Source organism: Sphingomonas sp. TF3 (genome assembly GCF_003985085.1).
Classification (GTDB): Bacteria; Pseudomonadota; Alphaproteobacteria; order Sphingomonadales; family Sphingomonadaceae; genus Sphingomonas.
The window spans coordinates 240,312-257,012 of the sequence record NZ_RWKS01000004.1 but is presented as its reverse complement, the minus strand read 5'-3'; the positions used below and the strand labels follow the sequence as shown (position 1 = coordinate 257,012).

General features: G+C 64.8%; 18 protein-coding genes and 1 tRNA gene. 9 read left to right on the top strand and 10 right to left on the bottom strand.

Annotated elements, in window-relative coordinates:
• Window positions 1–690, top strand: a 690-nt coding sequence (locus tag EJC47_RS05320) for a site-specific integrase (protein ID WP_221885159.1), incomplete at its 5' end; no start/stop codon positions are given.
• A 17-nt stretch (window positions 691–707) separates the two neighbouring features.
• On the opposite strand, the gene EJC47_RS05315 is transcribed toward EJC47_RS05320, so the two are convergent.
• From EJC47_RS05315 to EJC47_RS05290, 6 genes are all read right to left on the bottom strand, one after another.
• Window positions 708–783 (bottom strand) — tRNA-Lys (locus EJC47_RS05315).
• A 108-nt stretch (window positions 784–891) separates the two neighbouring features.
• Entirely contained in the window at window positions 892–2,007 is a 1,116-nt protein-coding gene (gene rodA, locus EJC47_RS05310; protein WP_126845768.1) for a rod shape-determining protein RodA, read from the bottom strand.
• Window positions 2,004–4,109 carry a penicillin-binding protein 2 gene (gene mrdA / locus EJC47_RS05305; RefSeq protein ID WP_126845767.1) on the bottom strand — a complete coding sequence of 702 codons (2,106 nt, stop codon included), beginning with the start codon at window positions 4,107–4,109 and terminating at the stop codon, window positions 2,004–2,006. Before mrdA ends, rodA begins: the two co-directional genes overlap by 4 nt.
• On the bottom strand, window positions 4,106–4,615 hold the full coding sequence (gene mreD / locus EJC47_RS05300; protein WP_126845766.1) for a rod shape-determining protein MreD: 510 nt from the start codon (window positions 4,613–4,615) through the stop codon (window positions 4,106–4,108). Before mreD ends, mrdA begins: the two co-directional genes overlap by 4 nt.
• Window positions 4,612–5,517, bottom strand: coding sequence for a rod shape-determining protein MreC (gene mreC / locus EJC47_RS05295; RefSeq protein WP_126845765.1), 906 nt, complete (start codon window positions 5,515–5,517; stop codon window positions 4,612–4,614). The genes mreD and mreC overlap by 4 nt, the downstream gene beginning before the upstream one ends.
• A gap of 124 nt (window positions 5,518–5,641) precedes the next feature.
• A complete protein-coding gene (locus EJC47_RS05290; RefSeq protein WP_010403353.1) occupies window positions 5,642–6,688 on the bottom strand; it encodes a rod shape-determining protein in 1,047 nt (348 codons plus the stop codon).
• Window positions 6,689–6,847: 159 nt separating this feature from the next.
• Between EJC47_RS05290 and mutL the strand changes: the two genes are divergently transcribed.
• The gene (gene mutL, locus EJC47_RS05285; RefSeq protein ID WP_126845764.1) at window positions 6,848–8,638 is read left to right on the top strand and encodes a DNA mismatch repair endonuclease MutL; all 1,791 of its coding nucleotides are present in this window, start codon (window positions 6,848–6,850) and stop codon (window positions 8,636–8,638) included.
• Window positions 8,639–8,970: 332 nt separating this feature from the next.
• Here mutL and rplI read toward each other — a convergent pair whose 3' ends face one another.
• The 4 genes from rplI to EJC47_RS05265 all read right to left on the bottom strand — a co-directional run bounded on the left by rplI (window position 8,971) and on the right by EJC47_RS05265 (window position 10,889).
• Complete coding sequence (gene rplI / locus EJC47_RS05280; RefSeq protein ID WP_010403349.1) at window positions 8,971–9,570, bottom strand: 50S ribosomal protein L9; 600 nt, start codon at window positions 9,568–9,570, stop codon at window positions 8,971–8,973.
• A gap of 12 nt (window positions 9,571–9,582) precedes the next feature.
• A complete protein-coding gene (gene rpsR, locus EJC47_RS05275) occupies window positions 9,583–9,807 on the bottom strand; it encodes a 30S ribosomal protein S18 (protein ID WP_010163758.1) in 225 nt (74 codons plus the stop codon).
• Between the two features lie 12 nt (window positions 9,808–9,819).
• Window positions 9,820–10,254, bottom strand: a complete 435-nt coding sequence (gene rpsF / locus EJC47_RS05270; RefSeq protein WP_010403344.1) for a 30S ribosomal protein S6 — start codon at window positions 10,252–10,254, stop codon at window positions 9,820–9,822.
• A 272-nt stretch (window positions 10,255–10,526) separates the two neighbouring features.
• Window positions 10,527–10,889: an RcnB family protein gene (locus EJC47_RS05265; RefSeq protein WP_126845763.1), complete on the bottom strand. Its 363-nt coding sequence runs from the start codon at window positions 10,887–10,889 to the stop codon at window positions 10,527–10,529.
• Window positions 10,890–11,097: 208 nt separating this feature from the next.
• Between EJC47_RS05265 and fabD the strand changes: the two genes are divergently transcribed.
• From fabD to mltG, 7 genes are all read left to right on the top strand, one after another.
• Window positions 11,098–12,057, top strand: a complete 960-nt coding sequence (fabD, locus tag EJC47_RS05260; RefSeq protein WP_126845762.1) for an ACP S-malonyltransferase — start codon at window positions 11,098–11,100, stop codon at window positions 12,055–12,057.
• A gap of 41 nt (window positions 12,058–12,098) precedes the next feature.
• Window positions 12,099–12,527: a GxxExxY protein gene (locus EJC47_RS05255; protein WP_126845761.1), complete on the top strand. Its 429-nt coding sequence runs from the start codon at window positions 12,099–12,101 to the stop codon at window positions 12,525–12,527.
• 4 nt (window positions 12,528–12,531) lie between these two features.
• Complete coding sequence (gene fabG, locus EJC47_RS05250) at window positions 12,532–13,272, top strand: 3-oxoacyl-[acyl-carrier-protein] reductase (RefSeq protein WP_126845760.1); 741 nt, start codon at window positions 12,532–12,534, stop codon at window positions 13,270–13,272.
• A 43-nt stretch (window positions 13,273–13,315) separates the two neighbouring features.
• Window positions 13,316–13,882 carry a hypothetical protein gene (locus EJC47_RS05245; RefSeq protein WP_126845759.1) on the top strand — a complete coding sequence of 189 codons (567 nt, stop codon included), beginning with the start codon at window positions 13,316–13,318 and terminating at the stop codon, window positions 13,880–13,882.
• Between the two features lie 97 nt (window positions 13,883–13,979).
• Entirely contained in the window at window positions 13,980–14,216 is a 237-nt protein-coding gene (locus EJC47_RS05240) for an acyl carrier protein (protein ID WP_033965183.1), read from the top strand.
• Window positions 14,217–14,336: 120 nt separating this feature from the next.
• Window positions 14,337–15,596, top strand: a complete 1,260-nt coding sequence (fabF, locus tag EJC47_RS05235) for a beta-ketoacyl-ACP synthase II (protein ID WP_126845758.1) — start codon at window positions 14,337–14,339, stop codon at window positions 15,594–15,596.
• Between the two features lie 114 nt (window positions 15,597–15,710).
• On the top strand, window positions 15,711–16,676 hold the full coding sequence (gene mltG / locus EJC47_RS05230; protein ID WP_033965184.1) for an endolytic transglycosylase MltG: 966 nt from the start codon (window positions 15,711–15,713) through the stop codon (window positions 16,674–16,676).
• The last annotated feature ends 25 nt before the right edge of the window (window positions 16,677–16,701 follow it).

Sequence of the window (16,701 nt, the reverse complement as noted above, 5' to 3'; positions counted from 1 at the left end):
GAATGGGTCGAGCACGTCCCGGCGTTCAGGACCTACACGAGGAACGGGAAAGTTCGCGTGCGCTGGCTAACCCGCGCACAGGCCGACCGCCTCCTGCAGGAACTTCCACCTCACCAGCAGGATCTGATGCTGTTCGCGCTCGCCACGGGCTTGCGACAGGGGAACATCAAAAGTCTGACCTGGGACCAGGTCGATTTTTCCCGTCGCATCGTCACGATCGAGCACGGGGATACCAAGAATAACGAGGCGCTAGGCGTTCCGCTCAACGATCTCGCGATCTCGGTCCTCGAGCGGCAGAGGGGCAAGCAGTGCGAGCACGTGTTCACCTATGCCGGGCGACCGATCGGGCAAGTGAACACGAAACATTGGCGAGCTGCGCTCAAGCGAGCGGGGATCACCGATTTTCGCTGGCACGACCTGCGGCATACCTGGGCAAGCTGGCTCCGGCAGAATGACGTGCCCACCTGGGTGCTGCAGGAGCTGGGGGGCTGGAAATCCGAAACGATGGTGCGCCGCTACGCGCACATGTCGGTGAAGCATTTGCAGCCTTACGCAGACCAGCTGATTTTTGAGGGCAAATTAGGTCACACTGCGCCCGAGAGAGAAACGGCCGGCCAAGGTCACAAAAATGGTCACAGTGAAAGCCCATTCCGGCTCAAACTCGTGGCCGGGACTGACCTAAGTACCTAAGTAAAAAGAAGAAGTTATGGTGGACGCACTTGGGCTCGAACCAAGGACCCGCTGATTAAGAGTCAGCTGCTCTACCAACTGAGCTATGCGTCCATTCGCGAGGTCTGGCGAGGCGCTTGGTGGCGCGACCGCTGCGGGAGGTGGCCGGTTAGCAGCGTCGCCGCGGGTTGCAAACCCTTTTTTGCGAAAAGCCCATAAAAATTACCAGCGCGTGGTCTGGCGATTGGTGCGGTCGATCGACATCAGGATGCCCAGACACAGCATGAAGGTCATTTGCGACGACCCGCCATTGCTGATCAAGGGCAGCGGGACGCCAACGACCGGGGCCAGGCCCATCACCATCGCCATGTTGATCGACACATAATAAAAGATCGTCGCGGCGAGCCCGGCAGCGGTCAGCCGGGCGAAGCGCGATTGCGCTTGCAATGCCGCCGCCAGGCCCCATTGCACGATGCCGACAAAGGCGACGATCAGCAGCACGCCGCCGAGCAGGCCCCATTCCTCCATCATCGTCGCCAAAGCGAAATCGGTATGGCCTTCGGGGAGGTAGTCGAGATGGCTCTGGGTGCCGTTGAGGAAGCCCTTGCCGAAAATGCCGCCCGATCCGATCGCGATCTTCGACTGGCTGATGTGATAGCCAATGCCCAGCGGATCGCTTTCGGGATTGAGGAACACGAGAATGCGGTTGCGCTGATAGCCGTGCAGCACGAAATTGACCGCAAGCGGCACCGCCGCCGCCAGTGCCAGCCCCCCGCCGATGAACAGCCGCAGCGGCACGCCCGCCAGGAACATCACCGTCACGCCGCCGATCACGATCATCAGTGCCGTGCCCAGATCGGGCTGCTTCATCACCAAGGCGGCCGGAATCAAAATGAGCAGGGCCGCAGGCCAGATCGCCCCGAACCGCCGCGTCTCGTTGGGGGGAAGCATGTCGTAGAATTTCGCGCAGGCCAGCACGATGCACGGCTTCATCAATTCCGACGGTTGCAACCGGAAGCCGATGCCGAGATCGAGCCAACGCTGCCCGCCGCCGCGGACCGCGCCGATCAGTTCCACCAGCACAAGCAGCACGCACAGCACGCCATAGGCCGGCAAAGCGAGGCTGCTCCACGTGGTCTCGCGTACCCGCGACAGTGCGATCGCCCCCGCCAGAAACACGACGAAGCGAATGCCTTGCGAAAGCGCCCAGGGCCGGATGCTGCCGCCCGCCGCCGAATAGAGCACGAACAGGTCGAAGCCGCCGATCGCGATGACCAGCAGCAGGATCCGCCATGGCAATTGCGCCAAGGGGGCCGGGACGAAGTTGAGGCCACTCATGGGAGGTCCCGCTCGGTCGTACCGTCTTCGGCGACGGTGTTGCCGGGGGCTGCGCTATTGGCGAGCTCTTCCGCTGCAGCGACATCCGCGGCGGAGGCCGCGCGGACGGCGGGGGCGTCGGTCGGCGCAGTGGCGTTCAGCTCGGTCTGCGCGCCGACCGCCAGCGGCGGCGCTCCGGCCGCCGCACGATAAGCGGCGGTCTCTGCGGCCATGCGGGTCTTGATATCGCCGCCCCAGGTCGGCTCCGCCTCGGCCAGCGAGGCGAGCGCGCGGTCGCGGTCGAACAGATAGGTCATGATATCGCGTGCGATCGCGGGTGTGTCGAGATTGCGGACGGTGTGGCCGCCATGTTCGAGCACCACGGCGATCGCATAACGCGGCTTGTCGTGTGGTGCGAAACCCTGGAACAGCGCATGGTCGCGCATCTTGAACGGCAGCGCACCATTTTTGAGCACGCCGCCGGCGCGTTCGGCCATGGTGATGCGGCGGACCTGCGCGGTGCCGGTCTTGCCGGCGAGTTGAACGCCGGGGATCAGCATCCGTGCCGCGCCACCGGTGCCGCCGCCATTGACCACCCCCCACATCGCCTCGTGGACGGTCTGGAGGTGATCGGGCTCGAATGGCAGGAGCGGGGCGTCCCGGCGAACGTCCGCCGCGAGGATGCTCGGCTGCAGCGCGCGGCCCGAAGCCAGCCGCGAGGCCATGACCGCAAGCTGGAGCGGATTGGACAGCACATAGCCCTGGCCGATCGACGCGTTGAGCGAATCGGCCACGGTCCATGGGTGTTTGTAGCGGCGCAGTTTCCAGGCGGGGTCGGGCACGGTGCCGTAACGCTGGCTGTTGAACGGCAAGGCGAACTTCTGCCCGAGCCCGAGCGTGCGCGCGACCGGGGCGACATGCTCATAGCCGAGCCGCCGAACCATCTCGTAAAAATAGATGTCGCAGCTCTGCATGATCGCATTTTTGAGGTCGAGCGCGCCGTGCCCGCTCTTTTTATGGCAGTGGAAGATGCCGTTGCCGACGCGCAACGCGCCCGTGCAGACGACCCGATCGGATGCCGGAACCCCCGCGCCGAGCAGGGCCAGGCCGTTCATCGGCTTGACGGTCGAGCCCGGTGGATACAGCCCTTGGAGCACCTTGTTCATCAAGGGCACATGGTCGTTGTCCGACAGCATCTTCCATTCGAGATGGCTGATCCCGTCGGAGAAAGTGTTAGGATCATAGGCTGGCATCGACACCATCGCCAACATCTCCCCCGTCAGGCAGTCGATCACCACGACCGAGCCCGATTGGGTCCCGAGACGGCGCGCGGCATATTCCTGCAGGCCCGCATCGATCGTCAGACGGGCGTTGGTGCCCGGCTGATCGGGTTTGGTGGCCAGTTCGGCGACGAGCTTGCCGCGCGCCGTCACCTCGACCCGCTTTTGGCCGGCCACCCCGCGCAGCGTCGATTCCAGCGTCTTCTCCAGGCCGTCCTTGCCCAGCTTGAAGCCTGGTGTGACCATCAACGGGTCACGCGTCTGCTTATACTGTTCGGCGGAGGCGGCACCGACATAGCCGGTGAGGTGGGCGACCGCCGCCCCCGCCGGATAGCTCCGCGAAAAGCCGCGCGTAGGGGCGACGCCGGGAAGCTCGGGCAGGCGCACGCTGACGGCGGCGAAGCGTTCCCAATCGAGGTTCTCCGCCACCTGAACCGGCTGGAACCCGGCGGCGTGCTCCAGATCGGCGACGAGCCGGTCCATTTCCTCGGGCGGCAGTTTCAGAATGTCGCGCAGCAACCCCAGCACATGGCCTTTGTTTTCGAGCCGGTCGGGGATGATGTCGACCCGAAAGTCGGTGCGGTTGTTGGCGATCGGCGCGCCGTGGCGATCGACGATCCAGCCACGCCGGGGCGGGACCAGCGTCATGTTGACGCGGTTGCTTTCGCTGAGCGAGCTATACCGTGCGTTTTCAGCGATGGCGAGCCAGGCCATGCGTCCGGCGAGCGCGACGCCAACCGCGCCTTGCACGCCGCCCAGCAGGATGGCACGGCGCGAAAAGCTATAGCTTTGCGAAGCCTCGGTCACCATGCGCGGGGATTGCGCAAAGGTGGGGCGCTTCATTCCTGCTCCTCATCGCCCGCCAGCATCGCGCAGATGCGCGCGGCGAGCGGGAACAGCAGGGTTGCGATCACGATCTGCAACAGCAGGACGGTATCGACATGCGCGCCAAGCGGCGCGGCGACAAGGCGCCCCATGATGAGGCAGAAGGCGACCGACCCCGCGGCGACCAGCCAGTCCTGCCAGAAATCGCGATAGACGATGCGCTGGTCGATCAGGTCGATCATGAAGAAGCACAGTGTCCAGAACAGCATAGCGGTGCCGAGTGGTTGACCGCTGATCAGATCATCGAACAACCCCAGCGGAAGCGGGGCCCAGATGCGGAGCGAATCGGGTTTGGTCAGCCGCCAGCCGAGCAGCATCAACAGCCCGAAGGGCGGCAGGATCGGAAAGGTCGCGATGAACGGCCACAGCGTCACCGCCGAGCCGACCACGACCGACAGCGCCGGCACGAAGCGCTGAAAACCGGTTACCGGTGCCTCGTCGAACGGGCCGCGAACCTGGCTCATTTCTTCTTCTTGGGCTTGGCGGGTTTGGGCGTTGGGATCGGCACGGGAATGGGCGGCGGCTCGGGCATGAAAGCGCGCTGCACCAGCGCGTAATCCAGCGTGTCGGCCTGGGCGAAACTGCGCGCGATCGAGGCGTCACGGCCACGCCGGAGCACGCGCGCGACAGGAATGTTGGGCGGGTATATGCCGCCGGTGCCCGAGGTCACGAACACGTCGCCCGGCCCGAAATCAGTGGTGGAAAGCGCAACCGATTTTACGTCGATCAACCCGTCCCCGCGCCCGGCGGCGAGCGCTGGCATGCCGTCGCGCGTGCGGCGCACCGGCACCACGCTTTCCGGATCGATCAGCAGCAGTACGCGCGCGCTGTTCGGGCCGGTCTCGAGGACGCGACCGATCAGGCCTTCGGGCCCGCGCACCGGTTGGCCGGTGGCGACGCCCTGCCAGGATCCCGCGTTGAGCACGGCAAAGCGCCGCGTGCTGGAGCCTGTGGAACTGACGAGACGCGCCGCCACCACCGGCTCGGCAATGCGCTCGCGCACCTGGAGCAGTGCGAGCAAGCGGCGGTTGTCATAGGAGAGCGAGCGCGCGCGCATGAACAGCGCGTGCTGGTCGGCCAGTTGTTTGCGCAAGGCGGCATTCTGGCCGCGCACGGCGATATAGTCGCCAATCCCGCCCGGGATCGAGCCCAGCCAGTTGCCGACCCCGGAAATCCCCGAAGACACCGGTGTGGTGACCTCCGCCAGGCTGGCGCGGAGCGAGGCGAAGGCGGGCGGATCGAGCGAGGACAAGGCAAGCAGCACCGCGCTGACGATCGCACCCGCCAACGCGACGACATATGCCAGGAAGAAACCGTATTGCGCCCGCCGCGAAAAACCCGGGCGCCGATTGTGTGGCGGCGCCATGCTAACCCCATCCAAAAGCCCGAAGGCCGCCTATAGAAACCGGTCTTCGCCTTACGCGATGTCGCTGTGCCTGAGTAGGGGCTACCCTAGCTGCTCAGGCACAAGGACGTGTCATTTCAGTGCGTCACGCCGAGTGGAGGACGCCCCGGAACACCGGATCCTCCAGCGCGCGACCGGTGCCGAGCGCGACGCAGGTCAGCGGATCGTCGGCGATGGTGACGGGCAGGCCGGTCTCATCGCGCAGCACCTCATCGATGCCCTTGAGCAATGCGCCACCGCCGGTAAGCACGATGCCCTGATCGACAATGTCGGCCGCCAGTTCGGGGGCGGTGTTTTCAAGCGCGATGCGCACGCCCTCGACGATCTGGCCGACGGGCTCGCTCAGCGCCTCGGCGATCTGGCCCTGGTTGATCTGGATTTCCTTCGGCACGCCGTTGACCAGATCGCGACCCTTGACGTGGATCGTCAGCCCGATGCCGTCGAGCGGCGGCTTGGCGACGCCGACTTCCTGCTTGATCCGCTCGGCGGTGGCATCGCCGATCAGCAGATTGTGGTTGCGGCGAACGTAGGAGACGATCGCTTCGTCCATCTTGTCGCCGCCGACGCGTACCGAGGTGGTGTAGGCGAGGCCGCGCAGCGAGAGCACGGCGACTTCGGTGGTGCCGCCGCCGATATCGACGACCATCGAACCGATCGGCTCGGTAACCGGCATGTCGGCGCCGATCGCGGCGGCCATCGGCTCCTCGATCAGCCAGACCTGGCTGGCCCCGGCATTCGAAGCGGCATCGCGGATCGCGCGGCGTTCCACCGAGGTCGAGCCCGACGGCACGCAGATCACGATTTGCGGCCAGCGCATGAAGCGGCGTTGTCCGCCATGCACTTTGTGGATGAAGTGCTTGATCATCTGCTCGGCAACGTCGATGTCGGCGATGACGCCATCGCGTAACGGGCGGATCGCCTGAATGCTGTCAGGCGTCTTGCCCATCATCAGCTTGGCGTCGTCACCCACTGCCTTGACGCGTTTGACGCCATTGAGCGTCTCGACCGCAACGACCGACGGCTCGTTGAGCACGATGCCCTTGCCGCGCAGATAGACGACCGTGTTGGCGGTGCCGAGATCGATGGCCATGTCATGAGAAGAAAAGCGGAAGAGATTCGAGAAAAAGCCCATGGATCGTTCCGTTTCACGCCGGACTTAATGAACTGCCGACAGGTCGCACAAAGGTCGCGCGTCGCTTGCAACCGGGGCGTTCAGAGCGTTGCCTCCACGCTCTGATGCTCGGTTGAATGCGGGTCGCGGGATGCCGTCGATTGGGCTAGAGGCTAGGCCATGTCAATACGCCGCCTGCCAGAACATCTCGTCAATCGCATCGCTGCCGGTGAAGTGGTGGAACGGCCCGCCAGCGCGTTGAAGGAACTGGTCGAGAATGCGATCGACGCCGGGGCCACCCGCATCGCTGTGCGCCTTGGGGGTGGGGGGACCGATCTGGTCGAAGTGACCGACGACGGATGCGGCATGACCCCGCCCGATATGGCACTGGCGCTGGAGCGCCATGCCACCTCCAAGCTTCCCGATGAGGCGATCGAAGCGGTCAGTACGCTCGGCTTTCGCGGCGAGGCGTTGCCCTCTATCGCGAGCGTCGCGCGCCTCACGCTGGAAAGCCGCCCGCGCGGGGCGGAAGGGTGGGCGCGCGTGGTCGACAATGGCGTGCTGCTGTCCGAGGGCCCCGCTGCGATTCCACCGGGCACGCGCGTGCGCGTCGAGGCGCTGTTCGAGCGCGTGCCCGCGCGGCGCAAGTTCCTGCGCTCGGCGCGTAGCGAGTTCGCCGCCTGCATCGACGTGGTCAAGCGGCTCGCCATGGCACGGCCCGACATCGGGTTTTCGGTCGAGCATGACGGGCGGCGCTCGTTCGGGGTGAGTGCGGGCGAGACCTTGCCCGACCGCGTCGCCGCGCTGACCGATCGCGGGTTGATCGACAATGGCGTTGGCGTCGATTTCGTGCGCGAAGGGATCGGGCTTGGCGGCATCGCCGGGTTGCCCACCTTCAATCGCGGCATTGCCGACCACCAATATCTGTTCGTCAACGGGCGCCCGGTGAAGGACCGCCTGCTGATCGGGGCGATTCGCGGCGCCTATGCCGAGATGATGCCGCGCGACCGCCATGCGGTGGTGGCCTTGTTCCTCGACGTGCCGCCCGACGCGGTCGACGTGAACGTGCATCCGGCGAAGACCGAAGTGCGCTTCCGCGATCCGGCGCTGGTGCGCGGGCTGATCGTCAGCGGCCTGCGCCGCGCGCTGGATGAAGCCGGGCACCGCAGCCAGCGGGCACCGGAAACGGCGATGGCGGCTTGGCAAAGCGAGCCGGTCGAGGCGATCGCGCCGCCATCTCCCTCTCCCCACTTGTGGGGAGAGGGTCGGGGAGAGGGGCAGTGGGAAGCGCCACGGCCCGCTTACACCCTCAACGACCGCCGCCCCAGCTTCACCCCACCCCCGCAAGCTCGCGCCGAACCGGCTTATGCGCCGCCGCCCGAAACCGCCGACTATCCGCTCGGCGTCGCGCGCGGGCAGGTGGCCAAGACCTATATCGTCGCCGAAAGCCGCGACGGGCTGATCCTGGTCGACCAGCACGCCGCGCACGAACGGCTCGTGCTCGAACGCATGCGCAAGGCAATGGCGAGCGGCGGGGTGGCGAGCCAGGCGCTGCTGCTGCCCGAAGTGATCGAACTCGACGAGAGCGCCTGCGACCGGCTCGAGGCGCGCGCGGCGGAACTGAGTGAATTCGGGCTGGACCTCGACCGCTTCGGCCCGCGCGCGATGCTGGTGCGCGGCGTGCCGGCGATGCTCGGTCAGGGGGATGTGACGGGCCTCGTCACCGATCTTGCCGATGAACTGGCGGCATTCGATGAAGCGCTGTCTTTGCGCGAGCGGCTCGACCATGTCGCCGCGACGATGGCATGCCACGGCTCGGTCCGCGCCGGGCGGGTGCTGTCGGTCGCCGAGATGAACGCGCTGCTGCGCGAAATGGAGGTCACCCCGCACTCGGGCCAATGCAATCACGGTCGTCCGACCTGGGTGAAGCTGGCGCATGGCGACATCGAGAAGTTGTTCGGGCGGAAATAGCGTGCGGCTTGCGCAGGAATGAACGACGGAGCGTTGATTCGCTCATTTTGTCTACAATAAAGAACGCTTCGCCGTATTGAATTGGGCGGCGCGCATACGCATCTCATGCGCAACGTTGTCCAGGCAACATCCCATCACCGCAAAGCGATCTTTCCCATGAACAAGATTCTTCCCGTTTTTCTAGCGCTTATCCCCTTTGCTGCGCTGGTCGGCGCGTGCGCGGTCACGGGGTAACTGCATCCTCCCCGTGCCGGGGAGGACAGGCACACATAAGAAAAGGGCCGCCCGGATTGCTCCGGACGGCCCTTTTTCTGTGCGCTTGAGCGAACGGCTCAGGCTGCGGCCGGTGCCTCGGCATCGTCCGCGCCGACTTCCGCCGTCGCGCCGGGTTCGGCATTGGGATCGTACGCTTCGACGAAACCAGCCTCGTCCTTTTCGAACATGGCTTCCATGACGTTGACGCCCTTGGCCTGCATCTCGGCCTCTTCGGGCGAGCGTGCAATGTTGACCTTGATCGTCACCGACACTTCCGGGTGCAGCGAAACCTTGACCTCATAGAGGCCAATCGCCTTGATCGGCTTGTTAAGCACGATCGCCGACTTCGAGACCTTGTGGCCAGCGGCGTCGAGCGCTTCGATCAGATCGCGCACCGCGACCGAACCGTAAAGCTGGCCGGTGTTCGACGACTGGCGGATCAGCGTCAGCGTGATGCCGTCGATCGTCTTGGCTTCGACCTCGGCTTCCGAACGCTTGGCAGCGTTGTCGGCCACGATCTTTTCGCGGTTCTTTTCGAAGACCTTGCGGTTGGCTTCGTTGGAACGGAGCGCCTTCTTGTTCGGCAGCAGGTAGTTACGGGCAAAGCCGTCCTTGACCTTGACGACGTCGCCGATGTTGCCGAGCTTTTCGACGCGTTCCAGCAGGATGATGTCCATCTGTTGGGCCCCTTACTTAACGATGTAGGGCAGCAGGCCCAGATGGCGCGAACGCTTGATCGCCTGGGCGAGCTCGCGCTGCTTCTTGGCGCTCACCGAGGTGATGCGCGACGGGACGATCTTGCCACGCTCGGACACGAAGCCCTGCAGCAGACGGACGTCCTTATAATCGATCCGGGGGGCGTCCTTCGCGGAGAAGGGGCAGCTCTTGCGGCGGCGGAAAAATGGGCGTGCCATATCTATAGCTCCTTATTCGCCGTCAAAGCTGCGGCGGGGGCGATCCTCGCGGTCGCCGCGGTCGGGACGATCGCCACGGCCTTCGCGGCCGCCTTCACGATCGCTGCGACGCTCACGGTCACGATCGGACTTGCGCATCATCACGCTCGGGCCCTCTTCGGACGCGTCGATCTTGACGGTCATGTAGCGAATAATGTCTTCGTTGATCTGAACCTGGCGCTCCAGCTCGACGATCACGCTGCCCGGGGCATCGATTTCGAGCATGACGTAATGCGCCTTGCGGTTCTTCGCGATCTTGTAGGCGAGGCTGCGCAGGCCCCAATTCTCGGTCTTGACGACCCGGCCTTCATTATCGTTCACGATCTTGGTGGCGATTTCCGCCAGAGCGTCCACTTGCGCCTGTGCCAGATCCTGGCGCGCAAGGAACACGTGCTCGTATAGAGCCATGTGTCTCGTCTCTCTTCTTGGCCGATCGCTGACGCCCGCACCATGCGAAACGCCCCTCCGGCTATCGTCTTGCATAACAACCGGGGCGGAAAGCGTGCGCTCTCCACCCCGATCGGCGTCCCATAGCGAAATTCGCGAGGAAGGCAAGCCCGGTACGGACCTCCGTCACCCCGGCCTTGTGCCGGGGTCCACCGTCTTCCGCGCGGATCGATTGCAGGGTGTGCGGCCCGGTGGATGCCGGGACAAGCCCGGCATGACGAAGACGACGCGCCTTAGTTGAACGCGCCGGCCAGCACCGCGCCGATCAGGCCGCCGCTGAGCGCGACGAGGACGGCGTCATTGCCCGAGCGCACCCAGTGATAGCCGCGCGGCGGCGCGTACAGGCGGCGGCCGCGATACTGACGCCAATCGCTGATTTCGCGATAGTTGGAGGCATAGCGGCGGTCGAAGCGCTGCCCGCGGGCCCAACGACGGCCGGGTTCGGGCCGGACGACCGTGCGCTTGGTGACGACGGTGCGGCCATTTGGCTGATGGCGGACCTCCGTCGTGCGGCGCTCGTCGCGCTGCTGCGCGCTCGCGGCGAGCGGGCTGAGGACGGTGGTGGCGGCCAGAACGGCGAGGATGAGTTTCTTCATGATGGGCTCCTTGTTTGTACACGGCGCCTTACTCCCGGCGTCGAACACATATGTGGGACGTGGTTGTCGCACGCCCGTGGCGGATAGAACCCGAAATGGTCGCAAAGTGTCCCGCCCGCTTCGGCCCTGTTCAGGTTCAGCGCAGGGTGCCCCGTTCTTGACGCGGCTTTGGCGGAGCGCCTAACCGCCGCACCAAAGGAGTATCACGATGCGCGCTTTCATTTTTCCGGGGCAGGGCAGCCAGAGCGTTGGCATGGGCAAGGCGCTGGCCGAGGGGAGCGCGGAGGCGCGGGCGGTGTTTCAGGAAGTCGACGAGGTGCTGGGCCAGCATCTGTTCCGGCTGATGAGCGAAGGGCCGGAGGATCAGCTGCAACTGACCGAAAATGCCCAGCCCGCGATCATGGCCAATGCCATCGCGACATTGCGGGTGCTGGAGAAAGAGGGCGGTATCCGGCTGGCGGACAAGGCCGATTATGTCGCGGGGCATTCGCTGGGCGAATATACCGCTTTGTGCGCTGCGGGCGCGATCGACCTGGCGACGACGGCGTTGCTGCTGAAGCATCGCGGGCTGGCGATGCAGGCCGCAGTGCCAGTCGGCGTGGGTGCGATGGCGGCCCTGCTCGGGGCCGATATCGACAAGGCGCGCACAATCGCCGAGGCGGCGGCCGAGGGGCCCGCGCCGGAAGGCGGAGACAAATGGGTGTGCACCGTCGCCAATGACAATGATCCGTCGCAAGTGGTGATCTCGGGCCATCGCGGCGCAATCGAACGCGCGGTGGCACTCGCCAAGGAGATGGGGGCGAAGCGTGCGGTCTTGCTACCGGTATCGGCACCGTTCCACTGCCCGCTGATGCAGCCCGCCGCCGACGCGATGGCAAAGGCGCTGGCCGATGCGCGGATCGATGCGCCGCTGGTTCCGGTTGTCGCCAATGTCACCGCCTCGCCGGTCGGCGATGTCGACACGATCCGGCGGCTATTGGTCGAGCAAGTGACCGGCATGGTGCGCTGGCGCGAATCGGTGCTGGCGATGGCGGAAACGGGCGTGGAGCGCTTCGTCGAATTCGGCGGCAAGGTGCTGACCCCGATGGTCAAACGCATCGCGGCGGACGTCGATGCCGTCAGCGTGGTGACGATGGCGGAGATCGAGGCTTTGGCGAAGGCGCTTTAGAAGGTTTGTTCGCGCAGAGGCGCGGAGGACGCGGAGAAGAAGTGAGAGATATCGACCAGGTCAGCGGGGACGTGCTGGATGTCGCGTTGCGTTTGCATCGTGATCTCGGGCCGGGGCTCATGGAAAGCGTCTACGAAGCCTTGCTGGCAGGCCGGTTGATGAAAATGGGCTACGCTGTCGAGCGGCAGCGGCCGGTTTCCATCGATTTCGATGGGATGCACTTCGAAGGCGCTTTCAAGATCGACCTGCTGGTGGACCAGCGGCTTGTCGTCGAAATCAAATCGATCGAGCGGCTCCTGCCCGTCCATGCAAAGCAATTACTGACCTATCTGAGATTAACGAGGCAGCCCGTCGGGCTGCTGATCAACTTTGGTGGCGACACGCTGAAAGAGGGCGTCCGCAGGCTGGTTAATAACCACGTCTTTGAGTCCTCTGCGCCTCTGCGCGAACCAATCAACCCTGGAGATTAAGACAATGTTCGACCTTACAGGCATGACCGCGCTGGTGACCGGAGCATCCGGCGGAATCGGATCGGCGATCGCCCAGGCCTTGGCCGGGCAGGGGGCGCGGTTGGCGGTTTCCGGGTCCAATGTCGCAAAATTGGAGGCGTTTCGGGATAGCCTCGGCGGCGACCATGTCGCTTTGCCGTGCGACCTTTCGGATGGTGCCGCAGTCGATGCACTGGTGCCCGCAGCGGTCGAGGCGTTGGGGGGAAAGCTCGACATCCTCGTCAACAATGGCGGCATCACGCGCGACAACCTCGTCATGCGGATGAAGGACGAGGAATGGGATCAGGTGATCCGCGTCAATTTGGAGGCGGCGTTCCGGCTGGCCCGCGCGGCGGCGCGGCCGATGATGAAGGCGCGCTTCGGGCGAATCGTGTCGATCACCTCGGTCGTCGGCACCACCGGCAACCCGGGCCAGGCCAATTATGCCGCATCCAAGGGCGCGCTGACCGCGATGTCCAAGGCGCTGGCGCAGGAACTTGCCAGCCGCGGCATTACTGTCAATTGCGTCGCACCGGGCTTCATCGCCTCGCCGATGACCGACAGCCTGCCCGATGCGCAAAAGGAAGCGCTCAACGCGCGGATCCCGATCGGCAAAATGGGCGAGGGCGCGGATATCGGCGCGGCCGTGGTGTATCTGGCCAGCCGTGAGGCGGGTTACGTCACCGGGCAGACCTTGCACGTCAACGGCGGTATGGCGATGATCTGATCGGCGAATCTGAGTCGGCACTGCCAAATATTGGGGATACAGGATGCGCATCGTCTTTATTGGAAGCTTTATCGCGCTTGCCTGCGCGCCTTTGCCTGCGATCGCGTCCAATGCGGATTTGCCGCCGGTCGGCTGTATTGTGACGCATACCGATCGTCTGCCCAATGCCGATTTGGTCGATCTGGTCGGCGCGCATTTCCAGCCGACCAGCAAGGGCGGCAAGGTTGCCATGACGGTGGTGAGCAAGGTCGTCCAGAATTGCCGACGGACGTATGGATGGGGCAAGCCGCGCGAGAATGCCGCCGTGCAATTCTTTTCGATGCGCGTGCTGCGCGAGGATGCGATTGAGCGCGGCCGCCGCTTCGGCCTGACCGACGGAATCGTGACCCGTTATGTCGAGGGCCTAACGCCGGACGGGCGCGCCATCTATGCGAAAGGCGGCGTGACTCCCGAGCTCAATCGGGCGGCGTTCGCGTATTTGCAGAATGTGGGCGTGAAGATTGAAGGGCTGACCCCTGCCGACGTGCAGGCGCTGGGCCAAGCCTTCAATATGGCGATCTATTCGGAGATTGGCGAACACGATGCCGAAAAGGCCTATGCAGGCAAATAGCCTGCGCTGGCGTCACCGCCCTCTTGCGCCGTTCCGATGCGCGTTCTACGTGCGTTCAGGAAACACCTAAACCCCCACCGACTAGAGGGAAGATACAATGAGCGAGATCGCAGAGCGCGTTAAGAAGATCGTCGTCGAGCACCTCGGCGTCGAAGCCGACAAGGTGACGGAAGACGCGAGCTTCATCGACGATCTGGGCGCGGACAGCCTCGACATCGTGGAACTCGTGATGGCGTTCGAAGAAGAATTCGAAGTCGAAATTCCCGACGATGCTGCCGAGAAGATCACGACCGTCAAGGATGCGATCACCTTTATCGACGAGCACAAGGGCTGAGCGCCACGCCTCTGGCGCGGCCGCACGGCTGAACACAGGAACGGCTCCCCGTCCCAGGGCACTGACCGGGGGCGAGGGGCCGTTTCCCATTTACGAGCATTTGAATAAACGGAGATGGCCATGCGCCGTGTTGTCGTAACCGGACTCGGGCTGGTGACGCCTTTGGGGGCCGATGTCGAAACCGCCTGGGCGAACATCCTGGCGTCGAAATCGGGCGCGGGCACGATCACGCGCTTCGACGCGACCGATTATGCCTGCACGATCGCGTGCGAGGTAAAGCCCGCCGATCACGCCTATGGCTTCGACCCGGGCAAGCGCGTCGACCACAAGGTGCAGCGCCAGGTCGATCCGTTCATTATCTATGGCATCGATGCCGCCGGGCAGGCGCTGGAAGACGCCGGTCTGCTCGACATGACCGAGGAACAGAAGTTCCGCGCGGGTTGCTCGATCGGATCGGGCATTGGCGGCCTTCCGGGCATCGCCAGCGAATCGATCGTGTTGCATGAAAAGGGGCCGCGCCGCGTCTCCCCGCATTTCGTGCATGGCCGCCTGATCAACCTCATCACTGGCCAGGTGCAGATCAAATACGGCCTGATGGGGCCTAACCACGCGGTCGTCACCGCCTGTTCGACCGGCGCGCATTCGATCGGCGATGCCGCGCGGATGATCGCGATGGACGATGCCGACGTGATGCTGGCAGGCGGTGCCGAGGGCGCGATCTGCCCGCTCGGCATTGCCGGTTTCGCGCAGGCGCGCGCGCTGTCGACCAATTTCAACGCGACCCCCGAACGCGGCAGCCGCCCGTATGACAAGGATCGCGACGGCTTCGTCATGGGCGAGGGCGCGGGCGTCGTCTGCCTTGAGGAATATGAGCACGCCAAGGCGCGCGGCGCGAAAATCTATGCCGAGGTGATCGGCTATGGCCTGTCGGGCGATGCCTATCACGTCACCGCGCCGCACCCGGAAGGCTCGGGCGCGTTCCGCTCGATGCAGATGGCGATGAAGAAGTCGGGCCTCGCTTTGTCCGACATCGATTACATCAACGCGCACGGCACCTCGACTCCGCTTGGCGACGAGCTGGAACTGAACGCGGTGCGTCGCCTGTTCGGCAACAATATCGACACGCTGTCGATGAGCTCGACCAAGTCGGCGATTGGGCATCTGCTCGGCGGCGCGGGTGCGGTGGAGAGCATCTTCTGCATCCTCGCTTTGCGCGACCAGATCGTGCCGCCGACGCTCAACCTCGACAATCCGAGCGAGAATTGCGCGGGCGTCGATCTGGTGCCGCATGTCGCCAAGAAGCGCTCGGTCAAGGCGGTGCTCAACAACTCGTTCGGCTTTGGCGGGACGAATGCGAGCCTGGTGATGCGGGCGATCTGATGCCGACCGCTTCCGTTCGCCCTGAGCCTGTCGAAGGGCAGCCCGCCGCGGACGGAACCTCCGCTTTTGGGGAGCTGGGCTTCGACACGCTCAGCCCGAACGGGAAGTAGCGCCATGCGCAAGCTCGGTTGCCTTGGATTGCTGCTCGGGCTTGTCGCGATTGCCGCGTTGTTCGGCGTTGCGCAGATGTGGGGCGGGCGCGGGCCGCTCGCCCACCCGATCACAGTGCAAATCGCGCCGGGCAGCAGCCTGGCAACCGCTTCGGTGCAACTGGAGAAGGCCGGGGCGATTGCGTCGGCGTCGCGCTTCCGCCTGTTTGCCAAGGTGTTCGGGGCGGATGCACCGATCAAGGCCGGCGAATATCGTATTCCGGCGCATCTGAGCCAGGCCGACATCCTCAAGGTGTTGCAGGGCACCAAGACGATCCAGCGCTTCGTGACGATCCCCGAGGGCTGGCCCTCGGTGCTGGTCAAGGACGCGCTCGACAAGACGCCGGGGCTGACCGGAACGGTTCCGGTGCCCGAGGAAGGGAGCATCCTGCCTGACAGCTACGCGTTCCAGCGTGGCGACAGTCGCGCCTTTCTCGTCAAACGCATGCAGAGCGTGATGCGCCGCTACCTCGCCAATGCCTGGGCGAATCGCAAGCCTGGGCTGGCCGTGACCACGCCCGAACAGGCCCTTATCCTCGCCTCGATCGTGGAAAAGGAAACCGGCAAGCCGAGCGAGCGCGCGATGGTGGCGGCGGTCTATTCCAACCGGCTGAAGCGCGGCATGATGCTGCAGGCCGACCCGACGATCATCTACCCGATCACCAAGGGGCGTCCACTCGGGCGGCGGATCTTGCTGTCCGAGGTTCACGCGGTGAACGCCTACAACACCTATGCGATGGTCGGGCTGCCCGCCGGGCCGATCTGCAACCCAGGCCGCGCATCGATCGATGCGGTGCTGAACCCGGCCCCCTCAAATGCGCTGTACTTTGTGGCGGACGGGTCGGGCGGGCACGTCTTCGCCGACACGCTGGAACAACATAACGCCAATGTCGCCAAGTGGCGCGCGTACCGCGCGGCGCACGGGATTTAGCCCCTAGCCGTCATGCCGGGCTTGT